Annotated in this window: 22 protein-coding genes and 1 CRISPR repeat array (1 of these 23 running past the window's edge); of the genes, 12 read left to right on the forward strand and 10 right to left on the reverse strand. The window is 31.3% G+C overall.

Going from position 1 to position 20,015, the window contains the following annotated elements:
• Window positions 1-1,778: direct repeats of the CRISPR family, unit length 36 nt; unit sequence GTTGTGGTTTGATTAAAGATTAGAAAACACGATATT (it extends 496 nt beyond the left edge of the window).
• A 203-nt stretch (window positions 1,779-1,981) separates the two neighbouring features.
• Entirely contained in the window at window positions 1,982-2,311 is a 330-nt protein-coding gene (gene cas2, locus WA340_RS01405; RefSeq protein ID WP_304143077.1) for a CRISPR-associated endonuclease Cas2, read from the reverse strand.
• Entirely contained in the window at window positions 2,302-3,186 is an 885-nt protein-coding gene (gene cas1, locus WA340_RS01410; protein WP_304143079.1) for a type II CRISPR-associated endonuclease Cas1, read from the reverse strand. The genes cas2 and cas1 overlap by 10 nt, the downstream gene beginning before the upstream one ends.
• A gap of 129 nt (window positions 3,187-3,315) precedes the next feature.
• On the opposite strand from cas1, the gene WA340_RS01415 reads away from it, so the two are divergent.
• A complete protein-coding gene (locus WA340_RS01415) occupies window positions 3,316-3,930 on the forward strand; it encodes a DEAD/DEAH box helicase (protein WP_336126992.1) in 615 nt (204 codons plus the stop codon).
• A 3-nt stretch (window positions 3,931-3,933) separates the two neighbouring features.
• Here the strand turns inward: WA340_RS01415 and WA340_RS01420 are convergent, their stop codons facing one another.
• A complete protein-coding gene (locus WA340_RS01420; protein ID WP_223078052.1) occupies window positions 3,934-4,329 on the reverse strand; it encodes a hypothetical protein in 396 nt (131 codons plus the stop codon).
• Window positions 4,330-4,445: 116 nt separating this feature from the next.
• Between WA340_RS01420 and WA340_RS01425 the strand changes: the two genes are divergently transcribed.
• The gene (locus WA340_RS01425) at window positions 4,446-4,886 is read left to right on the forward strand and encodes an Lrp/AsnC family transcriptional regulator (RefSeq protein ID WP_027880750.1); all 441 of its coding nucleotides are present in this window, start codon (window positions 4,446-4,448) and stop codon (window positions 4,884-4,886) included.
• Here the strand turns inward: WA340_RS01425 and WA340_RS01430 are convergent.
• Together WA340_RS01430 and WA340_RS01435 are read right to left on the reverse strand one after the other, a co-directional pair.
• The gene (locus WA340_RS01430; RefSeq protein WP_336126993.1) at window positions 4,883-5,854 is read right to left on the reverse strand and encodes a YpdA family putative bacillithiol disulfide reductase; all 972 of its coding nucleotides are present in this window, start codon (window positions 5,852-5,854) and stop codon (window positions 4,883-4,885) included. The genes WA340_RS01425 and WA340_RS01430 overlap by 4 nt on opposite strands.
• 65 nt (window positions 5,855-5,919) lie before the next feature.
• The gene (locus WA340_RS01435; RefSeq protein WP_304143089.1) at window positions 5,920-7,140 is read right to left on the reverse strand and encodes an MDR family MFS transporter; all 1,221 of its coding nucleotides are present in this window, start codon (window positions 7,138-7,140) and stop codon (window positions 5,920-5,922) included.
• Between the two features lie 276 nt (window positions 7,141-7,416).
• Between WA340_RS01435 and WA340_RS01440 the strand changes: the two genes are divergently transcribed.
• Window positions 7,417-8,019, forward strand: a complete 603-nt coding sequence (locus WA340_RS01440; protein WP_304143090.1) for a DUF1684 domain-containing protein — start codon at window positions 7,417-7,419, stop codon at window positions 8,017-8,019.
• Between the two features lies 1 nt (window position 8,020).
• Here the strand turns inward: WA340_RS01440 and crcB are convergent, their stop codons facing one another.
• Together crcB and WA340_RS01450 are read right to left on the reverse strand one after the other, a co-directional pair.
• The gene (gene crcB / locus WA340_RS01445; protein ID WP_223076276.1) at window positions 8,021-8,386 is read right to left on the reverse strand and encodes a fluoride efflux transporter CrcB; all 366 of its coding nucleotides are present in this window, start codon (window positions 8,384-8,386) and stop codon (window positions 8,021-8,023) included.
• A gap of 1 nt (window position 8,387) precedes the next feature.
• Complete coding sequence (locus WA340_RS01450; RefSeq protein WP_304143092.1) at window positions 8,388-9,407, reverse strand: SRPBCC family protein; 1,020 nt, start codon at window positions 9,405-9,407, stop codon at window positions 8,388-8,390.
• A gap of 92 nt (window positions 9,408-9,499) precedes the next feature.
• Here WA340_RS01450 and WA340_RS01455 point away from each other — a divergent pair, with 92 nt between their 5' ends.
• On the forward strand, window positions 9,500-11,539 hold the full coding sequence (locus WA340_RS01455) for a dipeptidyl-peptidase 3 family protein (RefSeq protein WP_336126994.1): 2,040 nt from the start codon (window positions 9,500-9,502) through the stop codon (window positions 11,537-11,539).
• Between the two features lie 84 nt (window positions 11,540-11,623).
• Here WA340_RS01455 and WA340_RS01460 read toward each other — a convergent pair whose 3' ends face one another.
• Window positions 11,624-11,809 carry a hypothetical protein gene (locus tag WA340_RS01460; protein WP_027880757.1) on the reverse strand — a complete coding sequence of 62 codons (186 nt, stop codon included), beginning with the start codon at window positions 11,807-11,809 and terminating at the stop codon, window positions 11,624-11,626.
• A gap of 62 nt (window positions 11,810-11,871) precedes the next feature.
• Here WA340_RS01460 and WA340_RS01465 point away from each other — a divergent pair, with 62 nt between their 5' ends.
• Window positions 11,872-12,261 carry a nucleoside triphosphate pyrophosphohydrolase family protein gene (locus WA340_RS01465; protein WP_223076279.1) on the forward strand — a complete coding sequence of 130 codons (390 nt, stop codon included), beginning with the start codon at window positions 11,872-11,874 and terminating at the stop codon, window positions 12,259-12,261.
• 120 nt (window positions 12,262-12,381) lie between these two features.
• On the opposite strand, the gene WA340_RS01470 is transcribed toward WA340_RS01465, so the two are convergent.
• Entirely contained in the window at window positions 12,382-13,449 is a 1,068-nt protein-coding gene (locus WA340_RS01470) for a branched-chain amino acid aminotransferase (RefSeq protein ID WP_304143099.1), read from the reverse strand.
• 105 nt (window positions 13,450-13,554) lie between these two features.
• On the opposite strand from WA340_RS01470, the gene WA340_RS01475 reads away from it, so the two are divergent.
• From WA340_RS01475 to WA340_RS01490, 4 genes are all read left to right on the forward strand, one after another.
• Window positions 13,555-14,070, forward strand: a complete 516-nt coding sequence (locus WA340_RS01475; protein WP_304143101.1) for a DUF4920 domain-containing protein — start codon at window positions 13,555-13,557, stop codon at window positions 14,068-14,070.
• 2 nt (window positions 14,071-14,072) lie between these two features.
• On the forward strand, window positions 14,073-14,510 hold the full coding sequence (locus WA340_RS01480) for a hypothetical protein (RefSeq protein WP_304143102.1): 438 nt from the start codon (window positions 14,073-14,075) through the stop codon (window positions 14,508-14,510).
• A 5-nt stretch (window positions 14,511-14,515) separates the two neighbouring features.
• Complete coding sequence (gene mnmD, locus WA340_RS01485) at window positions 14,516-15,193, forward strand: tRNA (5-methylaminomethyl-2-thiouridine)(34)-methyltransferase MnmD (protein WP_336126996.1); 678 nt, start codon at window positions 14,516-14,518, stop codon at window positions 15,191-15,193.
• 83 nt (window positions 15,194-15,276) lie between these two features.
• The gene (locus WA340_RS01490; protein ID WP_336126997.1) at window positions 15,277-16,182 is read left to right on the forward strand and encodes a TIGR01777 family oxidoreductase; all 906 of its coding nucleotides are present in this window, start codon (window positions 15,277-15,279) and stop codon (window positions 16,180-16,182) included.
• 57 nt (window positions 16,183-16,239) lie between these two features.
• Here WA340_RS01490 and WA340_RS01495 read toward each other — a convergent pair whose 3' ends face one another.
• Window positions 16,240-16,884 carry a YceI family protein gene (locus tag WA340_RS01495; RefSeq protein ID WP_336126998.1) on the reverse strand — a complete coding sequence of 215 codons (645 nt, stop codon included), beginning with the start codon at window positions 16,882-16,884 and terminating at the stop codon, window positions 16,240-16,242.
• A gap of 161 nt (window positions 16,885-17,045) precedes the next feature.
• On the opposite strand from WA340_RS01495, the gene WA340_RS01500 reads away from it, so the two are divergent.
• The 3 genes from WA340_RS01500 to WA340_RS01510 all read left to right on the forward strand — a co-directional run bounded on the left by WA340_RS01500 (window position 17,046) and on the right by WA340_RS01510 (window position 20,014).
• Window positions 17,046-17,603 (forward strand): nucleotide exchange factor GrpE, encoded by a 558-nt coding sequence (locus WA340_RS01500; protein ID WP_304143110.1) that lies wholly within the window; start codon window positions 17,046-17,048, stop codon window positions 17,601-17,603.
• A 43-nt stretch (window positions 17,604-17,646) separates the two neighbouring features.
• On the forward strand, window positions 17,647-18,771 hold the full coding sequence (gene dnaJ, locus WA340_RS01505; protein WP_336126999.1) for a molecular chaperone DnaJ: 1,125 nt from the start codon (window positions 17,647-17,649) through the stop codon (window positions 18,769-18,771).
• A 319-nt stretch (window positions 18,772-19,090) separates the two neighbouring features.
• A complete protein-coding gene (locus WA340_RS01510) occupies window positions 19,091-20,014 on the forward strand; it encodes an ABC transporter ATP-binding protein (RefSeq protein ID WP_027880767.1) in 924 nt (307 codons plus the stop codon).
• The last annotated feature ends 1 nt before the right edge of the window (window position 20,015 follow it).

Below are 20,015 nucleotides of genomic sequence, written 5' to 3' on the forward strand. Positions count from 1 at the left end.
AATATATGTATCTTCACGCTTTATATTAAGTTGTGGTTTGATTAAAGATTAGAAAACACGATATTCATAATTGCTGAAAATATAGAATTGCAATAGTTGTGGTTTGATTAAAGATTAGAAAACACGATATTCTTTTTCTGGATACACTTTTTTTATCTGTTGTTGTGGTTTGATTAAAGATTAGAAAACACGATATTGCTTTTTTTAAAATACTTGACAGCTGTTTTGTTGTGGTTTGATTAAAGATTAGAAAACACGATATTTTTAGGCACGTTAGACGATTATAGATTACTGTTGTGGTTTGATTAAAGATTAGAAAACACGATATTACATCATTTTGTTTATTCTCAATACTATCTGTTGTGGTTTGATTAAAGATTAGAAAACACGATATTTAGTCAAAGTTTGGTAAAACCAGAAGAAGAGTTGTGGTTTGATTAAAGATTAGAAAACACGATATTTCTACACAAAATCTAAAGTATTATACGGTTGTTGTGGTTTGATTAAAGATTAGAAAACACGATATTATACGATAAGCTTAACCTAGACAAAGAAGTGTTGTGGTTTGATTAAAGATTAGAAAACACGATATTGATAGGCTTTAAGCAATAAAGAGGTGACATGTTGTGGTTTGATTAAAGATTAGAAAACACGATATTTTATGGTCGCTTAGATAGATTAACCATTGTGTTGTGGTTTGATTAAAGATTAGAAAACACGATATTTTTAAAGTCGGCTATTAGACAGCCTGCTGTGTTGTGGTTTGATTAAAGATTAGAAAACACGATATTTGTTTTTTTGTCAATCCAATAGCCCTATCTGTTGTGGTTTGATTAAAGATTAGAAAACACGATATTGTTTTCATTTTTATTGATTTATAGATTTATGTTGTGGTTTGATTAAAGATTAGAAAACACGATATTCAAACACGTAAAGTGTACATCTTACACAATGTTGTGGTTTGATTAAAGATTAGAAAACACGATATTAGAAAATGAAGCACAAGTATTTTTTGATATGTTGTGGTTTGATTAAAGATTAGAAAACACGATATTCAAGTCGCGATTTTGAAAAACCTCTAACCTGTTGTGGTTTGATTAAAGATTAGAAAACACGATATTAAGTAACCAGACAATTATCCATATTTATTAGTTGTGGTTTGATTAAAGATTAGAAAACACGATATTAAAACGTCTGCAACGTCTTTAATTCCGTTGTTGTGGTTTGATTAAAGATTAGAAAACACGATATTACGTCTTCTTGACATACGCATTCCGGCACGGTTGTGGTTTGATTAAAGATTAGAAAACACGATATTAGTTACACCTGTAGATTTTAAAGCATCTTTGTTGTGGTTTGATTAAAGATTAGAAAACACGATATTTGTAAACAATAAAAAATCACTTCATACATGTTGTGGTTTGATTAAAGATTAGAAAACACGATATTGTTGGTGGTAAGCATTATAATAACTTTGTGGTTGTGGTTTGATTAAAGATTAGAAAACACGATATTCACAACAAAATGACTTTACATATAAGTATAGTTGTGGTTTGATTAAAGATTAGAAAACACGATATTAACGCAAGGTTAGTGTTATGTAAATATCAGTTGTGGTTTGATTAAAGATTAGAAAACACGATATTTTAGCTATTTCACAAATAGAGGTTTCTGTAGTTGTGGTTTGATTAAAGATTAGAAAACACGATATTAGATAATGTAGTGGATGGTGACGTAGAGTTGTTGTGGTTTGATTAAAGATTAGAAAACACGATATTAGTTGGATTGTTGTCTGTTGATATATAGTGCTTTAGGTTTGAAAATCGTTATAAAAAATGCTTCTTTTTTACAGTGATAAGGTAAGATTGAAGCATTTTTTGTTTTCTGTATTTATTATGAGATTTCTCCTTGTGTCGAAATGACAAAGAGCGTCGAAATAACAAAGAGCGTCGGAATGACAAGGAGTGTTGTTTTGTGTTTTTTAAAATAGTTCTAATTGTGTGGGTTGTGGCTCTTTGGGGACTTCTGCACGTCCCCAAAAATTCATTATATTGCCAAATTGCTTATCGGTTATACGTAACACACTTACTTTACCAAGAGGCGGTAATAGGCGTTTTATACGTTTTTCGTGTACGTCTGCACTTTCACTACTGGCACAATGCCGCATGTATACAGAATACTGTTTCATTGTAAATCCATCTTTTAATAGATTCTTTCTAAAACCAGCTGCATTACGTCTGTCTTTTGCTGTATCTGTTGGTAGGTCGAAAAATACAAATAGCCACATAATTCTATAAGCGTTTAGTTCCATAATTCTGGATATTTAATTTTTTTTCTTTTACCAGAATAGCATTGTTGTAATGAGCTTGCTGTTTTTTGAAGTGCTACCATTAAAGTGCTTTTTTCATTTTTAAAATATACTGTTCTTGTAAGGGTTTGTAATAGCACCGATTTTATTTCAGTATTTAGCTCTTCTTCATCATAGTGTTGAACTATAGTATTTACAGCTTCATCAACTATTGGTCTAAAGGGTTCCATAATATCATCTGCTAAAGCAAATGCATTATATTTACTTTTGTGATGTATACCTAGTGTGTTTAGTAAGCCACTTCCTGATAAGGCACGAGCTGTTGCAGCTCTTAAGATTGCATATCCATAATTAAAAAAGTTGTTTGGGTATTTACCAAAACGTTCTCGTTTAAAATTGTGATTAAAAAATGACTTCCAATAAAAACTAGCAGCAACAGCTTCCATGTTAGATGTGTCACCACTTAACACTTTACTAGATAAGAACTCAAAATGGTTTGCCTTATTAGTAATCTTATTTAAAAGTATACCTTGATTTTTAATTTTTTCTTTTATGGTTTGTTGCCATAGTTGCTTTTTTAAAGGTAGACTTGCGGCTATTTGATTTTTAAAGATTTCTTGTTGTATGTGATGACTGTTAAGATTAAGAAACATACCATTAGGTAAATGGTTGTTATTGCATATTATTACAGCAGTGTTATTGTCTATTAAAAGATTAAAAGCAGTAATACTTATATAAATTTCTGGATTGTCAATAACTATAAAGCCAATATCTTCAATAGGAATAGAGGCTTCTCTAACTTTGTTTTTGATTATTAATTGTAGGTTTTTACATGTCACAGAGCTTTTTTGCTCAATAAGAATAGATTTTTTTAGCATTATAATTTGGTTTTACATGTAATATACAGAAAATCAATCTATTGATTCGTGGTGTTTTACTTTGTTATAAAAAGGCATAGTTTTTTATTATCCACCATATAATCCCTATTTTCGTAGCAAATAATAATTATGTCTTTCAAAAAATACCATCCTTTATTAAAAGAATCTTTGGAAACATTAGGTATTGAACAGCCTAATGCTTTTCAGAAAAAAATATTACCCATTATAAAAAGTGGTGCAAGTGTGTATGGTATTGGACCAAAAGGATGTGGTAAAACGACTGCTTTAATTATTTCTGTGATTCAAAAATTAAAAGCAGAAGCTTTTGAAGACTCTCCAAGAGCATTAATTTTGGTAAAGGACAAGCAAGAAGCCTTACAATTAAAAGAAAAATTTGAAGCCTTTACAGCAAATACAGATTTACGATTGTATTGTGCATATGCCGCTAAAAACTTAGAAACACAACGTGAAGATATTTATTATGGTGTAGATATTTTAATTGCAACACCAAAACAATTAAGCAAATTATATCACTTAAATAGTGTGCATACTGGCGAGTTAAAATTGTTTGTGGTACATGATGCAGATTTTATAAATAGAGATAACAATCATAATTATATTTTAAGATTAACCGAAAGTACACCCAAAGCGCAGTTTGTAATTTTCTCTGAAAATTTCAATTCTAAAATAGCAGCGTATCAAGATAGCTTTATGTTTAATGCTAGACTAGTAAAAGTAAAGTGATACTTAAAGCGTCATCATCCAATTACGTTGTAACTTTCTAAATACTCTAAGTTCTTTTTTTAACAACGGAAGAAAGTCTTTACCGTTACTATTACATCTTTCTAGACGCTTACAATTTCTATAAAGTCTGTTGGTTAAACGTCTAACAGATGCAGCATGTTTGTGTTTTTTATCAGAATGACGTTGCAATTCGGCATTAATAATTTCTGGAGCTAGAGATTCAGATTGTTGCACAATATCTCCAGAAAAATAGATATTGTTATCCTCTTTTCCATCTTCATATAAATAGGCTAAATCTTGATTTAAATAAGACGAAATACTTCTAGACAGTGTGAAAATTTGTATAGCCTGTTTGTAAACGGGTAAATCTGATAGGTGAGAAGGGACTTGAGCCGACATTTTAATTTTTCTTTTTACCAAAATTACTAACATGATAACGTTTTCGTCTTTAGGTATTAAAGTAAAACCATATATTTGCTTTAATAATTAAATTATTTTTTAAAAATTCTTTAAAAATGAATATAGATAATCTTAATTGGAAGATTTTGAGGTGCTTACAGCAAAACGCAAGACAATCTAATGCAGAAATAGGAAGGCAGGTTGGTATAACCTCTCCTGCAGTTTCTGAACGTATAAAGAAGATGGAAGATTTAGGGATTATCCAAAATCACATCACATTAATATCGCCTTTTGAAGTTGGTTATCAGTTAAAAGCCTTAATTACATTACAAGCTTTTATGGGAAAACTAAAACCGTTCTTAGAAAAGGTGAAAACATTTGATGAAGTTGTTAATTGCTATCGAATTACTGGTAACGAAAACATCGTTATGGAAGTAATCCTAAAAAACCAAAAGCACTTAGAGAGTTTTATTGATCAATTAATTGTTTATGGCGAATGTAAAACGCAAATTATCTTATCTCATGTGGTAAAAAACAATGCGATAAAAAAGCTTTAACTTTTAGAGGCAATATCTTCTGCAATTAGTTTTGCATGAATGCGAGAGTTCTCTATAAACCATTTATGTGTTTCCATACCGCCACAAATAACACCAGCAAGATATAGTCCTTCAACGTTAGATTCCATAGTATCTGGATTATAATTTGGGATGTGTTTTTTGTCTTCAGAAAATTTGATTCCAGCTTGATCTAAAAACTTAAAGTTAGGTTGGTAACCAGTTAAGGCAATAACATAATCGTTTGGTATGTTTATTTGACCTTTAGGTGTTTTAATTGTAATTTGGTGTTCTTCAATTTTAGTGATTTCAGAATTAAAATAAGCTTTAATGCTACCTTCTTCAATTCGGTTTAAAATATCTGGTTTTACCCAATATTTAACGCGTTCGCCAATAGATTCGCCTCTAACAATCATAGTTACGTTTCCGCCTTTACGGTAAATTTCTAAAGCAGCATCTACAGACGAGTTACTTGCACCAACAACTGCTATATTTTGTAAGGTAAACGGATGTGCTTCTTTGTAATAATGAAATACTTTTGATAAATCTTCACCAGGCACATCCAAAAAATTTGGGATATCGTAAAAGCCAGTAGCTATAATCACCTTTTTTGCTTTGTATTGGTTTTTGCTTGTCTCAATGTTAAAGTCATCATTTACTTTTTTAATAGTAGATACCTCTTCGTATAACTTAATATTTAATTGATTAGATGTCACTACTCTTCGGTAATATTCTAAAGCCTCATTACGCGTAGGTTTTGGGTTATTGCTAATAAACGGAATGTTATCTATTTCTAACTTTTCTGAAGTAGAAAAGAACGTCATATTTAAAGGATAATTAAATAAAGAATTGGTTAACGCACCTTTTTCTATTACTAAATAATTCCAGTTACGTTTTTTGCATTCTAAAGCACAGGCAATACCAATTGGACCTGCGCCAATGATGATGATGTCTAAATTTGTCGTTTTCATAAGCAATACAAAGTTAATGTATTAGATAAAAAAACTTAGATTAGAGGACATACATTAACAAAGTTTTAAATGCTTAACTTACTATGTTTTTTAGCTTTTAAAAATTGTTTTAAGATTAAAAGTAAAAATATACATACCACACCAACTCCTGTAAAAATGTACCAAGTGTTATCAAAACCGTACATGCTAACACTTTCTAAGCCTGCTTTATGACCAAAAATATGAGCAAAAGAAAAAGCAATAGAGTATAATGCCATGTATTCGCCTTGATTACCTTTTTTAGCTAGTTGTAAGGCAAAAGCATTAGCAAACGGAAACGCAATCATCTCTCCAACCGTCATTAAAAACATACCGATAATTAGTATGCCAGACCACGTTGTAAAGTTTAAAATTAAAAGGCTTAAACTTGTTAATAACGCACCAAACCAGATAAGTGTCACTTTATTAAATCTTGTATTTTCTAACCATTTTATAAGAGGCATTTCCAATAAAAAGATAAAAAAACCATTAGCACCTAAAAGCAAACCAATTTCAGGTTCTGTTAAAAAGTGACTGTCTCTGTAATATATTGGCATGGTAGAGAAATATTGCAAGAACATAACTCCGAATAAAAATAAAGCAAAGAGGAAGATAATAAACGCTTTGTCTTTGTATGCCGAGTAAGGCTCTTCAACTTTAACCTCGTCTAAAACCTTAGATTTTTTCGGATTTAATAATTGAATTAAAAGTAAGGTAGCCAAAATACAAGTTATACCATCTACCCAAAATAATCCGTTGTAACCCAATCCAGCAATTATTAAACCACCAACAGCAGGACCAGCCGAAAATCCTAAATTAATAGCTAATCTAATTAAAGTAACGCTTCTTGTTTTATTTTCGGGTTTACTGTATGCGCTTAATGCCACAAACATTGCTGGTCTAAACATATCTGCAACTAACATTAATACAAAAATACCAATGGATAAACTTAGTACGGTTTTTAAATATTGAAGTAAGACGAATAATAACCCAGAAACAAAAAGGCTAAATACCATAATTTTATAGTAGCCAATCTTATCGGTTAATTTTCCGCCTAGCCAAGATCCTACAACAGATCCTAATCCAAAAGCAGCCATAATCGATCCAACTGTAGACGGAGAGAATTCTAAATCTTCAGTAAGATATAATGATAAAAAAGGAATAACCATCGTACCAGCACGATTGATTAATGTAATTAAAGCTAGCCACCAAACTTCTCTTGATAGCCCATCAAAGGTGTTTAAATAAAGTTTAAGTAATCTTTTCATTTTTTTTTGGCTGGTTTTAAAAAAGATCAACCTCATTGTTGCTTAAAAATAAAAAAGCCCAACAATGAAGCTGGACTTTTTATATACTTATTTTTGATATCTAAATCATCAAAACATATAAAGCATCCTTCTTCTATCACAATCTTTGGTAGAAGTGGTTTGTTGCTTACAATATGTGTTGACTCTTTTCATTCTTTTCTTAAAAGTTTGAATCAAAGCTAAGTAAAATTTTTAATAAGTCGTATTTTTGAAACTAAATAATTTAATTTTTTAAAAATGAAAAACTTCTTTTTTATTTTCAGTTTTGTACTAATAATCTTTAGTTGTAAAGAAGGTAAACAACCAATTTTAGGAGCAACTGATTGGCAAAAAGAGCAAAACGCCATGTTTAAAGATGCTTCTAAATCGCCTTTAAAAGATAGAGATAGACAAAATTTTAAAGGTTTAGATTTTTTTCAATTTGACAGTACTTTTGTTGTTAAAGCAACATTAAAACGCACACCAAACTCTAAATGGTTTAAAATGAAAAGAACCTTAAATGAAACTACAGACGAGCGTGTTTATGGTGTTTTAAACTTTCAATTAAAAGGAAAAGCATATACGCTTAATGTCTATCAAGGTAAAGAGTTAATGACAAAAGAAGGCTTTGAGGATTATTTATTCTTACCTTTTTTGGATGATACTAACGGAGATACTACATATGGCGGCGGACGTTATATAGATTTAAGAATACCAGAAGGTAATACAATAGAAATAGATTTTAATAAAGCCTACAACCCATATTGCGCTTATAACGAAAAATTTTCTTGCCCAATTGTTCCAAGAGAAAATTATCTTGATGTTGCTGTAAAATCTGGTGTTAAAGTGTATGAAAAATAATTTATTTAGCTAGCCAGATACCTAAAAACACCGCTAAAAATCCTAAAATAAAACTAGCGATTGTATAGATAGCAAAGCTAGTAAAGTCGCCACTTTTTAAAAATAAATGGTTTTCATAAGCAAAGGTAGAAAAGGTAGTGAAACCGCCACAAAAACCAGTTGCTAATAATAAGGTTTGGTTTTGGTTTAAGCTATTATTTTTTAAGGCATATCCTAAAATAAATCCAATTAAAAGCGAACCTAAAATATTAGCTAAAAATGTACCATAAGGTATTCCTGATTGATTGCTGTTTAGCCATTTACCAATAATAAAACGTAATACGCTACCAAAGCCACCACCAATAAAAACTAATACTAGTTGCTTCATGTTATTCTACAGGCATATAGATTTCTGTAATCCATTTTGCAGGGTTTGGCTCATTTGATGGATCGGTAACGTAGCTTTCAATAGCAACACCATCTTCATCAAAAACAAGATTGTACTGTTCTATATATTTCATGCCTTTATCCCAAGCTTCTTTTAGGTTGCTGTAATCGCCTTTTAGGGTCGTTTTTACTGCTTTAAAAGGTTCTAATTGACCAGTTAAAATGTCGCTTGTTGTAGTAACTACTTTATTTGGCGTTGGCATAGCACAAGAGAACATAACAGTATTATTTTCTTCATCCCATTTGTGATAAATTACAAATGCAGATCCAGAAACTGTAATATTATTTTCTGCGACAAACTGTCCAACTTTAGGTAGCATTTCTGCCATTTTTTTTTGAAAATCACTAATCTTACAAGACGTTGTATTGTATAAATAATAACCGCCACTATGTTCTGTAACACCATTAACTTCAATATTATATTGTCTAATTTGAGTTGTTGTAACGCTATCTAATTTTTCTAATCCGCGCTCAAAATCAGGACCAATCATTTTATCAAATCCGCCAGACATTAAACCAAATGCTTTAAACATAAACGGTATATTTTCGCTATTCATTTGCCATTTTACTTCGGTTTTTCCGTCGTTAGTTGGTGTAAAAGTCCAATTGATTTTAGAAGGATCATAATCTTCAAATTGTAATTGGTGTTCTATAGATTTTGGTGGATTTGTATTAACAATTTTCATGTTGCCATTTCCATCTTTTCCTGTCCAACTGTAGCTTGCGCCAACACCTTTGGTTTGGTCGTTGTACATAATCTTCATTGTTGGATCTTGTTCTTTCCAAGGAGACCAATTTTCCCAAAGTTTTAAATCGGCAACATTATTATACACAACTCCAGAAGGTGCATTGATTATTCTAGTTCTTGAAACTTCAAAATTACTAGGTTGGACAGCAACATAAATAGATACTGCAATGATGGCTATTAGTAAGATGAAAAATATATATTTTAAGAATTTCATTACCTATAAAAATTGTGGTTAGTAATTCAAATATAATCAAATTTAATAGGTTAAATATTTATATCTTTAAGCACTTTTAAAAATTTTATTCAATGAAACTAAAAACAATATTTAGTGCTGCATTAATGACTTCACTTTTATTTTCTTGTGGAGAAGACAAAAAAGCACAAACAACCGAAGACACTTCAGTTAAAAAAGAATCTACTTTTGATTATAACGTAGATACTTTTGCTGATATAAAAATCTTACGTTATCAAATTCCTAGTTGGGATAATTTAAGTCTTAAACAACAACAATTAGCTTATTATTTAACACAAGCTGGATTAGCTGGTCGTGATATAATGTGGGATCAAAACTACAGGCATAACTTAGCTATTAGAGCAGCTTTAGAAAATGTTTACAAAACGTATGAAGGCGATAAAACTTCATCAGATTGGCAAGCATTTACAACCTATTTAAAACGTGTATGGTTTAGTAATGGTATTCATCATCATTATTCTAACGATAAGCTTAAACCTGAGTTTTCTTCAGATTATTTAAAGCAATTATTAGCTGATACAGAAACAACTTTAGAAGGCGAAGCGTTTGATGTAATCTTTAATGATCAAGACCTTAAAAAAGTAAATCAAGCAAAAGGCGTAGATAATGTAGCGCTTTCTGCAGTTAATTTTTATGGTCCAAATGTGACTAATGAAGATGTTATTTCTTTTTACAAACAAAAAAAATCTCCTAATCCAGAAAAGCCATTATCTTTTGGTTTAAACTCGCAATTAGTAAAAGAAGACGGTCAATTAAAAGAACGCGTGTATAAATCTGGAGGATTATACGGAAGCGCAATTGACGAAATCATTAAATGGCTAGAAAAAGCAAAAAGTGTTGCTGAAAATGAAGCTCAAGGTAACGCCTTAGGATTGTTAATCGACTATTACAAAACAGGAGATTTACAAACTTGGGATGATTACAACGTTGCTTGGACTGCTGCTACCGATGGTGATATAGACTACATTAATAGTTTTATTGAAGTGTATAACGATCCATTAGGATACAGAGGAAGTTACGAAACTATCGTACAAATCAAAGATTTTGATATGTCTAAAAAAATGTCGGTTTTATCTGAAAATGCGCAATGGTTCGAAGATAATTCACCATTAATGGACGAGCATAAAAAGAAAAACGTCGTTGGTGTTACATACAAAGTTGTTAATGTTGCTGGAGAAGCTGGTGATGCTTCACCAAGTACACCAATTGGTGTAAACTTACCAAATGCAAACTGGATTAGAGCAGCAGTAGGAAGTAAGTCTGTATCTTTAGGAAACATAATTGAAGCTTACAATAATGCAGGTAGCACAGGACGATTAAAAGAATTTGTTCATGATGAACAAGAGCTTCAACTAGAAGAAAAATATGGGCAATTAGCAGATAAGTTGCATACAGCGTTACACGAAGTAATTGGTCATGCATCAGGACAATTAAATCCAGGAGTTGGTGAGACTAAAGAAACGCTTAAAAATTATGCTTCTACCTTAGAAGAAGGTCGTGCAGATTTAGTTGGACTTTACTATTTATATAACCCAAAATTACAAGAATTAGGTTTAGTAGACGATTGGAAATCTGTAGGAAAAGCAGCTTACGATGGTTACATACGTAATGGATTAATGACGCAATTAATTCGTTTAAATTTAGGAGATGATGTAGAAGAAGCGCATATGCGTAACAGACAATGGGTAAGTGCTTGGGTTTATGAAAAAGGAAAAGCAGATAACGTGATAGAAAAAGTAACTCGTGATGGTAAAACGTATTTCAATATTAATGATTATGATAAACTACACGAATTATTCGGTCAGTTATTAAGAGAAACGCAACGTATTAAATCAGAAGGAGATTATGCAGCAGTAGAAGCTTTAGTAGAAGATTACGGTGTAAAAGTAGATCAAGCTATCCATGCCGAAGTTTTAGAACGTAATAAACAATTCAAATCTGCTCCTTACAGCGGATTTGTAAATCCTGTTTTAGTACCAGAAACTAATGACGCAGGAGAAATTACAGCGATAAAAGTAACACAACCAGATACTTTTGAAGGACAAATGTTAGATTACAGTACTAACTACAATTTTTTACCAGCACGTAATTAAGTTTTAATTACAACAAAAAAAAGACCTCACAGATTTCTAAAATTTGTGAGGTCTTTTTTTATGAATATGTATTAATTAATAAGTCTACATAAAAATAAATTTGATTGAAGCAATAAGTCCGATAAAAGCAATAAAAGCTAATAAAATCCAAAGTACACCACGATAATGTATTTTATGAAGTTTTAAATCTTTACGATACATAAAAACCATCACAATTATAAAAGCGATAGCGAATAAAACTCCAAAAATGATTTGCCCTTTACTAAACATAATTTATTTTTAAGCAAAATTACTAAAACCAATATCTCCAAACAAAAAGAATACAAAGTATTATGCAAGATAAAATAGATGCAGTAAAAGCCTTTCATACAGCTTTTAAAATAGGACATAGAGAAACACCAAAAGCCGACTTAGGAACAGATAAAAACCTGTTGCGTTATAAGCTAATGCGTGAAGAGAATGAAGAATATCTTGAAGCAGCAAATAATGATGATTTAGTTGAAGTTGCAGACGCTTTAGGCGATATGCTTTACATTTTATGTGGCACTATTATAGAACATGGTTTGCAGCATAAAATAGAAGAAGTTTTTGAAGAAATTCAACGCAGTAATATGTCTAAATTAGGTGAAGATGGCGAACCAATTTACCGCGAAGACGGGAAAGTCTTAAAAGGACCAAACTATTTTAAGCCAAACATTAAAGAAATTTTAGAGAAAAGTTAAAAAGCTTGAAGCGTTAAGCATGAAGAATGAAGAATGGAACTATAAAAAAAAGCAACCAAAATAGGTTGCTTTTTTTATAGTTTATATGTAAAGTGTGTACTGCGTACTATCTACTGCATACTAAACCTGTACTCTCCATCCAAAAGGATCTTCAGCTTTATTGGTTTGTATATCTACGATACGTTTTTTAATACGCATAGCATAAGAGATTTCTAATTCTGGTAGTTCAAAATCTTCATCTCTAAATCCAAATCCAGAAATAGGCGAAATTACAGCAGCCGTACCAGCTCCAAACATTTCTTTAAGATCACCATTTCTAGCAGCTTCAACAATTTCGCTCACTTTTACTTTTCTAACTTCTGTTTTAATTCCTTCGTCTTCAGCAATTTTTAAAACACTTTTTCTAGTCACACCATCCAAAATACGGTCACTAGTTGGAGACGTTAATAAGGTGTCATTTATTCTTACAAAAACATTCATAGCACCAGCTTCTTCAATATATTCATGAGAGGTATCGTCTGTCCAAATCACTTGTTGGTAGCCTTTATCTTTTGCTAATTGTGTAGGATAAAATTGTCCTGCGTAATTACCACCAGCTTTAGCATAACCAACACCACCATTTGCAGAACGTGAGTATTTTTCTTCAATTAAAACCTTTACTTTACCTGCAAAATAAGCTCCAGAAGGTGCTAATGCAATTATAAATTTATATTGGTTTGCAGGAGACGCATGAAAACCTTCACCTGTAGCAAAAACAAATGGTCTTATATATAAAGAGCTACCTTCTTTTTCTGGTATCCAATCTTTTTCTACTTCTAAAAGTGCTTTTAAGCCTTCCATAAAAAAGTCTTCTGGTAACTCAGGAATAGCAAGACGTTTTGCAGATTTATTTAAACGTTTTACGTTTTCCATAGGTCTAAATAAAAACACTTTACCGTCTTTGTCCTTGTAGGCTTTCATACCTTCAAAAATAGACTGTCCGTAATGAAAAATCTTTGCAGAAGGCATTAAAGATATTGGTCCGTAAGGCTCAATAATTGGTTTTTGCCAAATACCATTTTTAAAGTCACAAGTTAACATATGGTCAGAAAAAACCTGTCCAAAAGCTAAGTTTTCAAAATCGGTTTGATCTAATTTAGAATTTTCTGTTCTAAATACTTTAATATCGTTTTTATTTATAGAATTCATAAATAGGCTTGGTTTTAGGCTGCAAAAATACAGAAATAAGCTTTAAAAACAGTAATTTCGACCTAAAATACTATCTTTGAGGTATAAATAACTAAAACTAAAAACATGAAAAAATATTTTTTAATGATGGCTGTTGCTGTTTCTTTTCTAGCTTGTAAAAACGAAGCAAAGCAAGAATCAAATACTACAGAAGTAGAAACAGAAACTGTAGATGTAAACTATAAATCTTTTGGAAAAGAAATTATGGCAGACGATGCTATTGTTGCCAATTCGATTTTAAATCATTACAAAGATTTAAAAGTTGGAGACAGTATTAATACAAAAGTTAAATTAAAAGTAAACGAAGTTTGCCAGGCTAAAGGATGTTGGATGACAGCAGATTTAGGAGATGGTAACGAAGTAAGAGTTACTTTTAAAGATTATGGATTTTTTATGCCAAAAAATATTTCTGGAGAAGAGGTAATTGTAAACGGTCAAGCGTTTGTTAAAGAAATGCCTGTAGAAGAATTACGTCATTATGCAGAAGACGCAGGTAAGACAAAAGAAGAAATAGAAGCTATCACAGAACCAAAGCGCACTTATGCGTTAGTTGCAGATGGTGTTTTATTAGTAGAAAAATAAACATGAAATCTATATTTTACCCTTTAATAGTCTTTATTTTATTTGCTTGTCACGATAAAAAAGACCAAGCACAAACTACTGAAAAAGCTGAGAAAGTTTACGATATGTACACGCCTTCTGAGATGGCAAATCTTATGAACGAAATGTATACCTATAACGAACAGCTAAAAAAAGATATCATAGACGGTAAAATACCTACAGAATTTCCAGAGAAGTTTTTAAACATTCATACCGCGCAGTTATCAGATTTTAAAAGCCGAAATGAAACGTTCAAAAGCTTCTCTAATTTATACATTCAGGCAGAAAAAGAAGTTTTTAATCCAAACTCTAAAGTACCAATAGAAACACGTTTTAATACTGCAATTGGTATTTGTATATCGTGTCATACTACCGAATGTACAGGACCAATACCACGTATAAAAAAGTTGATAATTAAATAATTATCATGGCTATAAGTCCTAAAATCGAAGTTACTAAAGATGGTTCTAATACTTTATTGCATCCCAAATTTAACACACATTATCACTCGATTTTTGGAGCAATAGAAGAGTCTAATCATGTCTTTATTGATGCAGGTTTAAAATTTATAAAAACTAACCTACAAAACGATACATGTCGCATTTTAGAAGTAGGGTTTGGTAGTGGTTTAAATGCATTTAATACATTAATTTCTTCAGAAGAATTAGCATTAAACATAGATTATGTTGGAGTAGAACAATACCCAATATCTATAGAAATAGTATCTCAATTAAATTTCCCTAAAGCATTTAAAAGAGAAGATTTGCAATCTACTTTTTATAAAATGCATGATACAGAATGGGAGAAGTCTGTGAAAATTTCGAAAAATTTCACTTTAGAAAAACGTCAACAAGATATTTTCAACTTCAAAGATGAAAACTATTATGATCTAATTTTTTATGACGCTTTTGGTCCTGGATCACAACCAGAATTATGGACAGCTCCAATTTTTGAAATTCTTTTTAAATCATTAAAAGATAAAGGTGTTTTAGTTACTTATTGCGCGCAAGGAGCAGCAAGACGTGTTATGCAAAGTGTTGGTTTTACTATGCAACGATGTCCTGGTCCACCAAACAAAAGACATATGTTACGAGCAATAAAATAAGTTTTTATTTACTGTTAAATCCTACTTAAAGCCCGTTTTTACCTGCTAATTATTGGTTATTTTTGTATAAAATTGAAATGAAAATGCGTGTATTAATAACAGGAGCAACAGGATTAATAGGAACGGAAATTGTTAAATTATGTCACGATAAAAATATAGCAGTTAACTTCTTAACCACCAGCCAATCTAAACTTAGTAAAGACAATAATTATAAAGGATTTTTATGGAATCCTTCTAAAAATGAAATTGATACAGATTGTATTAAAGATGTTGATGTTATAATAAATCTAGTTGGAGCGACTATCTCTAAGCGTTGGACAGAGACTTATAAAAAGGAAATTATTTTAAGTCGTACCCAATCTACACAATTACTATTTAATACATTACAGAACAATTCACATCATATCAAACAAATTATATCTGCAAGTGCAATAGGTATATATCCAGATTCTTTAACCAATTATTATACTGAAGATGAAACTAGTATTAGTCATTCGTTTTTAGGGCAAGTTGTAGAAAAATGGGAGCATGCAGTAGATGCTTTTAAAGAGATAGGTGTCGAGGTTTCTAAGATAAGAATAGGTTTAGTGTTATCCCAAAAAGGAGGAGCACTACCAGAAATGATAAAGCCATTTAAGTTTGGTTTAGGTGCAGCTTTAGGTTCTGGTAAACAATGGCAATCTTGGATACATATAAAGGATTTAGCCAGACTATTTATTCATGTTTTAGAAGAAGAGTTAACCGGTACTTACAATGCAGTAGCCCCAAACCCAGAAACTAACCAAACATTAAGTAAGCTAATTGCAAAAACACTAAACAGACCATTTTTTCTACCTAATGTGCCTAAAGGTATTTTAAAAATGATATTAGGAGAAATGCATATTTTACTATTTGAAAGTCAAAGAGTAAGTTCTAAAAAAATAGAAGCTACAGGATTTAATTTTAAATATTACAAACTTAAAAGTGCTCTAACTGCAGAGTTGAAATAAAAAAAGCCACAACATATGTTGTGGCAATTTCACTTATAAAATAGTTTCAACTAAAAACTAAGCTTTATCTGCTTTTACTTTAACTTGTAAAACTACATCGTCTTTAATTAAGTAATCACCTAATTTAGCAGCATCCATTACTTTTCCAGAATTGTACTCAATTCCCCATTCAGTTCTGTCAATCGTAAATTTATCACTGGTAATATTTAATTCATCACCATTAACAGAGATGTTTGCAGGGAAAGTTACGTTTTTTGTAATACCTTTCATTGTTAAGTTACCGCTAATATTGTTTCCTTCTACATTAGTAATTTCAAAGGTGGCAGTATCATGTTTTTCAACATCAAAAAAGTCAGCATTTTTTAAGTGACCAGTTAATTTTGCATGATTTTCATCATCTTCAGGTATGTCTGTTGGGTTAATTGTGTTAATATCAAAAACAAAATTACCGCCAACTAATTGGTCGCCTTCTAATTTTGCAACACCTTCAGATACGTTAATAGTTCCTTCGTGTCCACCAACAACTTTGTTTGCTCTCCACATAATCATAGAGCTTTCTGGTACCGCTTTATAATTTGCAGAAGCAACAACTTCTTTTACTTCTTTAGCATCAGAAGTTTCAGCTTTATTTTCATTTTTACAACTTACAACTGCTAAACCTATAGCAGCAAAAGTAAATAGGTTTAATACTAATTTTTTCATGGTTTATCTTGTTTATTTTTATTTGATATGCAAATATATAAAAAATATTCCATGGAAGATAATTAAATAATTATTAAAAAAAATTTGTGACATTTTGACATTTTATTATTAATGGCAGTACTTTTGCCAACTATTGTAAAGTATTTTAAAGCAAGTACAACATGAGCAAAAACAATAAAGAAGAAAAGCATATAGATGATGAAGCTATAAAAGCTTCACAACAAGCAGAAACTGATACAGCAACAGAACAAACAACAGAAGAAGTTACTGTAGAAGAGCAGTTAAAAGAGCAAGTACAGCAAGAAAAAGACAAATATTTACGTCTTTTTGCAGAGTTTGAAAACTATAAAAAACGTACCTCTAGAGAGCGTATAGAGTTATTTCAAACAGCTAGTAAAGATGTAATGGTTGCAATGCTACCTGTGTTAGATGATTTTGAACGTGCTTTGCTGCATATAGAAGAAGACAAAGAGGCAGAAGAGTTAAGAAAAGGAGTTTTATTAATTTACAACAAATTAATACAAACACTACAACAAAAAGGTTTGGCTAAAATTGAAGTAGAAAAAGGCGATAAATTTGATCCAGATCATCATGAAGCTGTTACACAAATACCAGCACCAACAGATGATCTAAAAGGAAAAATTGTAGACGTTATAGAAAAAGGCTACAAATTAGGAGAAACTGTAATACGTTTTCCTAAAGTAGTTATTGGTCAGTAAAAATATAAAACGCTAAAAGCGAACAGCTAAAAGCAAAATAAATATGGCAAAAAGAGATTATTACGAAATATTAGGTATAGATAAATCTGCATCACAAGCTGAAATTAAAAAGGCTTATCGTAAGCAGGCAATAAAATACCATCCAGATAAAAACCCTGATAATGCAGAAGCAGAAGCTAAATTTAAAGAAGCAGCCGAAGCTTATGAAGTGCTAAGTGACGAGAATAAAAAAGCGCGTTATGATCAATTTGGTCATCAAGCTTTTGAAGGCGCTGGTGGTTTTGGCGGTGGCGGCATGAATATGGACGACATCTTCAGCCAATTTGGAGATATTTTTGGTGGTGCTTTTGGTGGCGGCGGATTCTCTGGTTTTGGTGGTGGCTTTGGTGGCGGACAACGTCGTGTTAAAGGAAGTAACCTTCGAGTTAGATTAAAGCTTACCTTAGAAGAAATAGCTAATGGTGTAGAGAAAAAAATAAAAGTAAAACGTAAAGTTCAAGCACCAGGAACAACCTATAAAACTTGTACAACATGTAACGGTACAGGACAAGTAACAAGAGTTACTAATACCATTTTAGGACGTATGCAAACATCCGCGCCGTGTAATACTTGCGGTGGCGCAGGACAGATTATAGATAAAAAACCAAACGATGCAGATGCACAAGGGTTAATAATAAAAGAAGAAACTATACCAGTTAATATTCCTGCAGGAGTTGTAGATGGTATGCAGCTTAAAGTATCTGGTAAAGGTAACGAGGCGCCAGGTAACGGTGTTTCTGGAGATTTATTAGTAGCAATAGAAGAGTTAGAACACGACAATCTACAACGTGAAGGAGATAACTTACATTACGATTTATATGTAAGTCTACCAGACGCTATATTAGGTACATCTAAAGAAATTGATACCGTAACAGGTAAAGTAAGAATTAAAATAGAAGCAGGTGTGCAATCTGGTAAAATTTTACGCTTACGCGGAAAAGGTATACCAAGTATAAACGGTTACGGTAAAGGAGATTTATTAGTACACGTAAATGTTTGGACACCAAAAACTTTAAATAAATCTCAAAAAGAATTTTTTGAAAGCATGAGAGAAGATGACCATTTTACTCCAAAACCAGAAAGAGGAGATAAGTCATTTTTCGAGAAAGTAAAAGATATGTTTTCCTAAATAACACATAAACAAAACATAAAAGTCTGCTAAAAGCAGACTTTTTGTTTAACTATTTATGTCAATTTATATCTGTTTTAATAAAAAATAGTATATTTGATTTATCGTTGGGTTAAACCAACGGTAATTTTTCTTTTTCATAGCAATTTTTTCCCATCCTTTATCTTTTTAAAGGGTGGGTTTTGTTTTTTATGCCTTATCTAATGTGCTCTTTTAGTTTTTAAGTTAAAAATACACTAATCAGCAGTGTTACTTTTTTAACATTTTCTATATTTACATTTATGTGTAAAGCACTAACTAATCAATTTTAAACAATAATATGAGTAACTTATTAGAAGTCCAATCGGTTTCTAAAAAATTTGGAGATTTTACGGCATTAAATAATGTATCTATAGCTGTACCTAAAGGAAGTATTTTTGGATTACTTGGTCCAAACGGAGCAGGAAAAACTACTTTAATTAGAATAGTTAACCAAATTACAATGCCAGATACTGGACAAGTTTTTTTAGATGGCGAAACATTAAAAAATCACCATATAAAAGATATTGGTTACTTACCTGAAGAGCGTGGTTTATATAAGTCTATGAAAGTTGGTGAGCAAGCATTATACCTTGCGCAGTTAAAAGGAATGGATAAATCTGAAGCCAAAAAGCGTCTTAAAATGTGGTTTGAAAGGTTAGAAATAGGTGATTGGTGGAACAAAAAAATCCAAGAGTTATCTAAAGGTATGGCGCAAAAAATTCAGTTTGTTGTTACTGTATTGCATGAGCCTAAACTATTGATTTTTGATGAGCCATTTTCAGGATTTGACCCAATAAATGCCAACTTAATAAAAGATGAAATTCTAAGGTTACGAGACGAAGGCGCTACGGTAATATTCTCTACACATCGTATGGAATCTGTAGAAGAATTATGTGATCATATAGCTTTGTTAAACAAATCAAACAAAATTTTGGATGGTAATTTAATGGATGTAAAACGTCAATACAAAACCAATACTTTTGAAATTGGTATAAATCCAAAACAAGACAATTTAGAACAAGAGTTAGCACAAAAATTTAGCATCACACCTGCAAGTTTTAAAACATTAGGAAACGATTTAAAACTAAATATTAAACTTTCAGAAAACGAAACAGCTAACGATTTGCTAAACTATTTAACCACAAAGGGACAAGTTTCTCATTTTGTAGAAATAATCCCAAGTGCAAACGACATATTTATTCAAACGGTTAAGAATAACTAAT

Source organism: Mesoflavibacter sp. CH_XMU1422-2 (assembly GCF_037029245.1).
In the GTDB taxonomy this organism is placed as follows: domain Bacteria; phylum Bacteroidota; class Bacteroidia; order Flavobacteriales; family Flavobacteriaceae; genus Mesoflavibacter; species Mesoflavibacter zeaxanthinifaciens.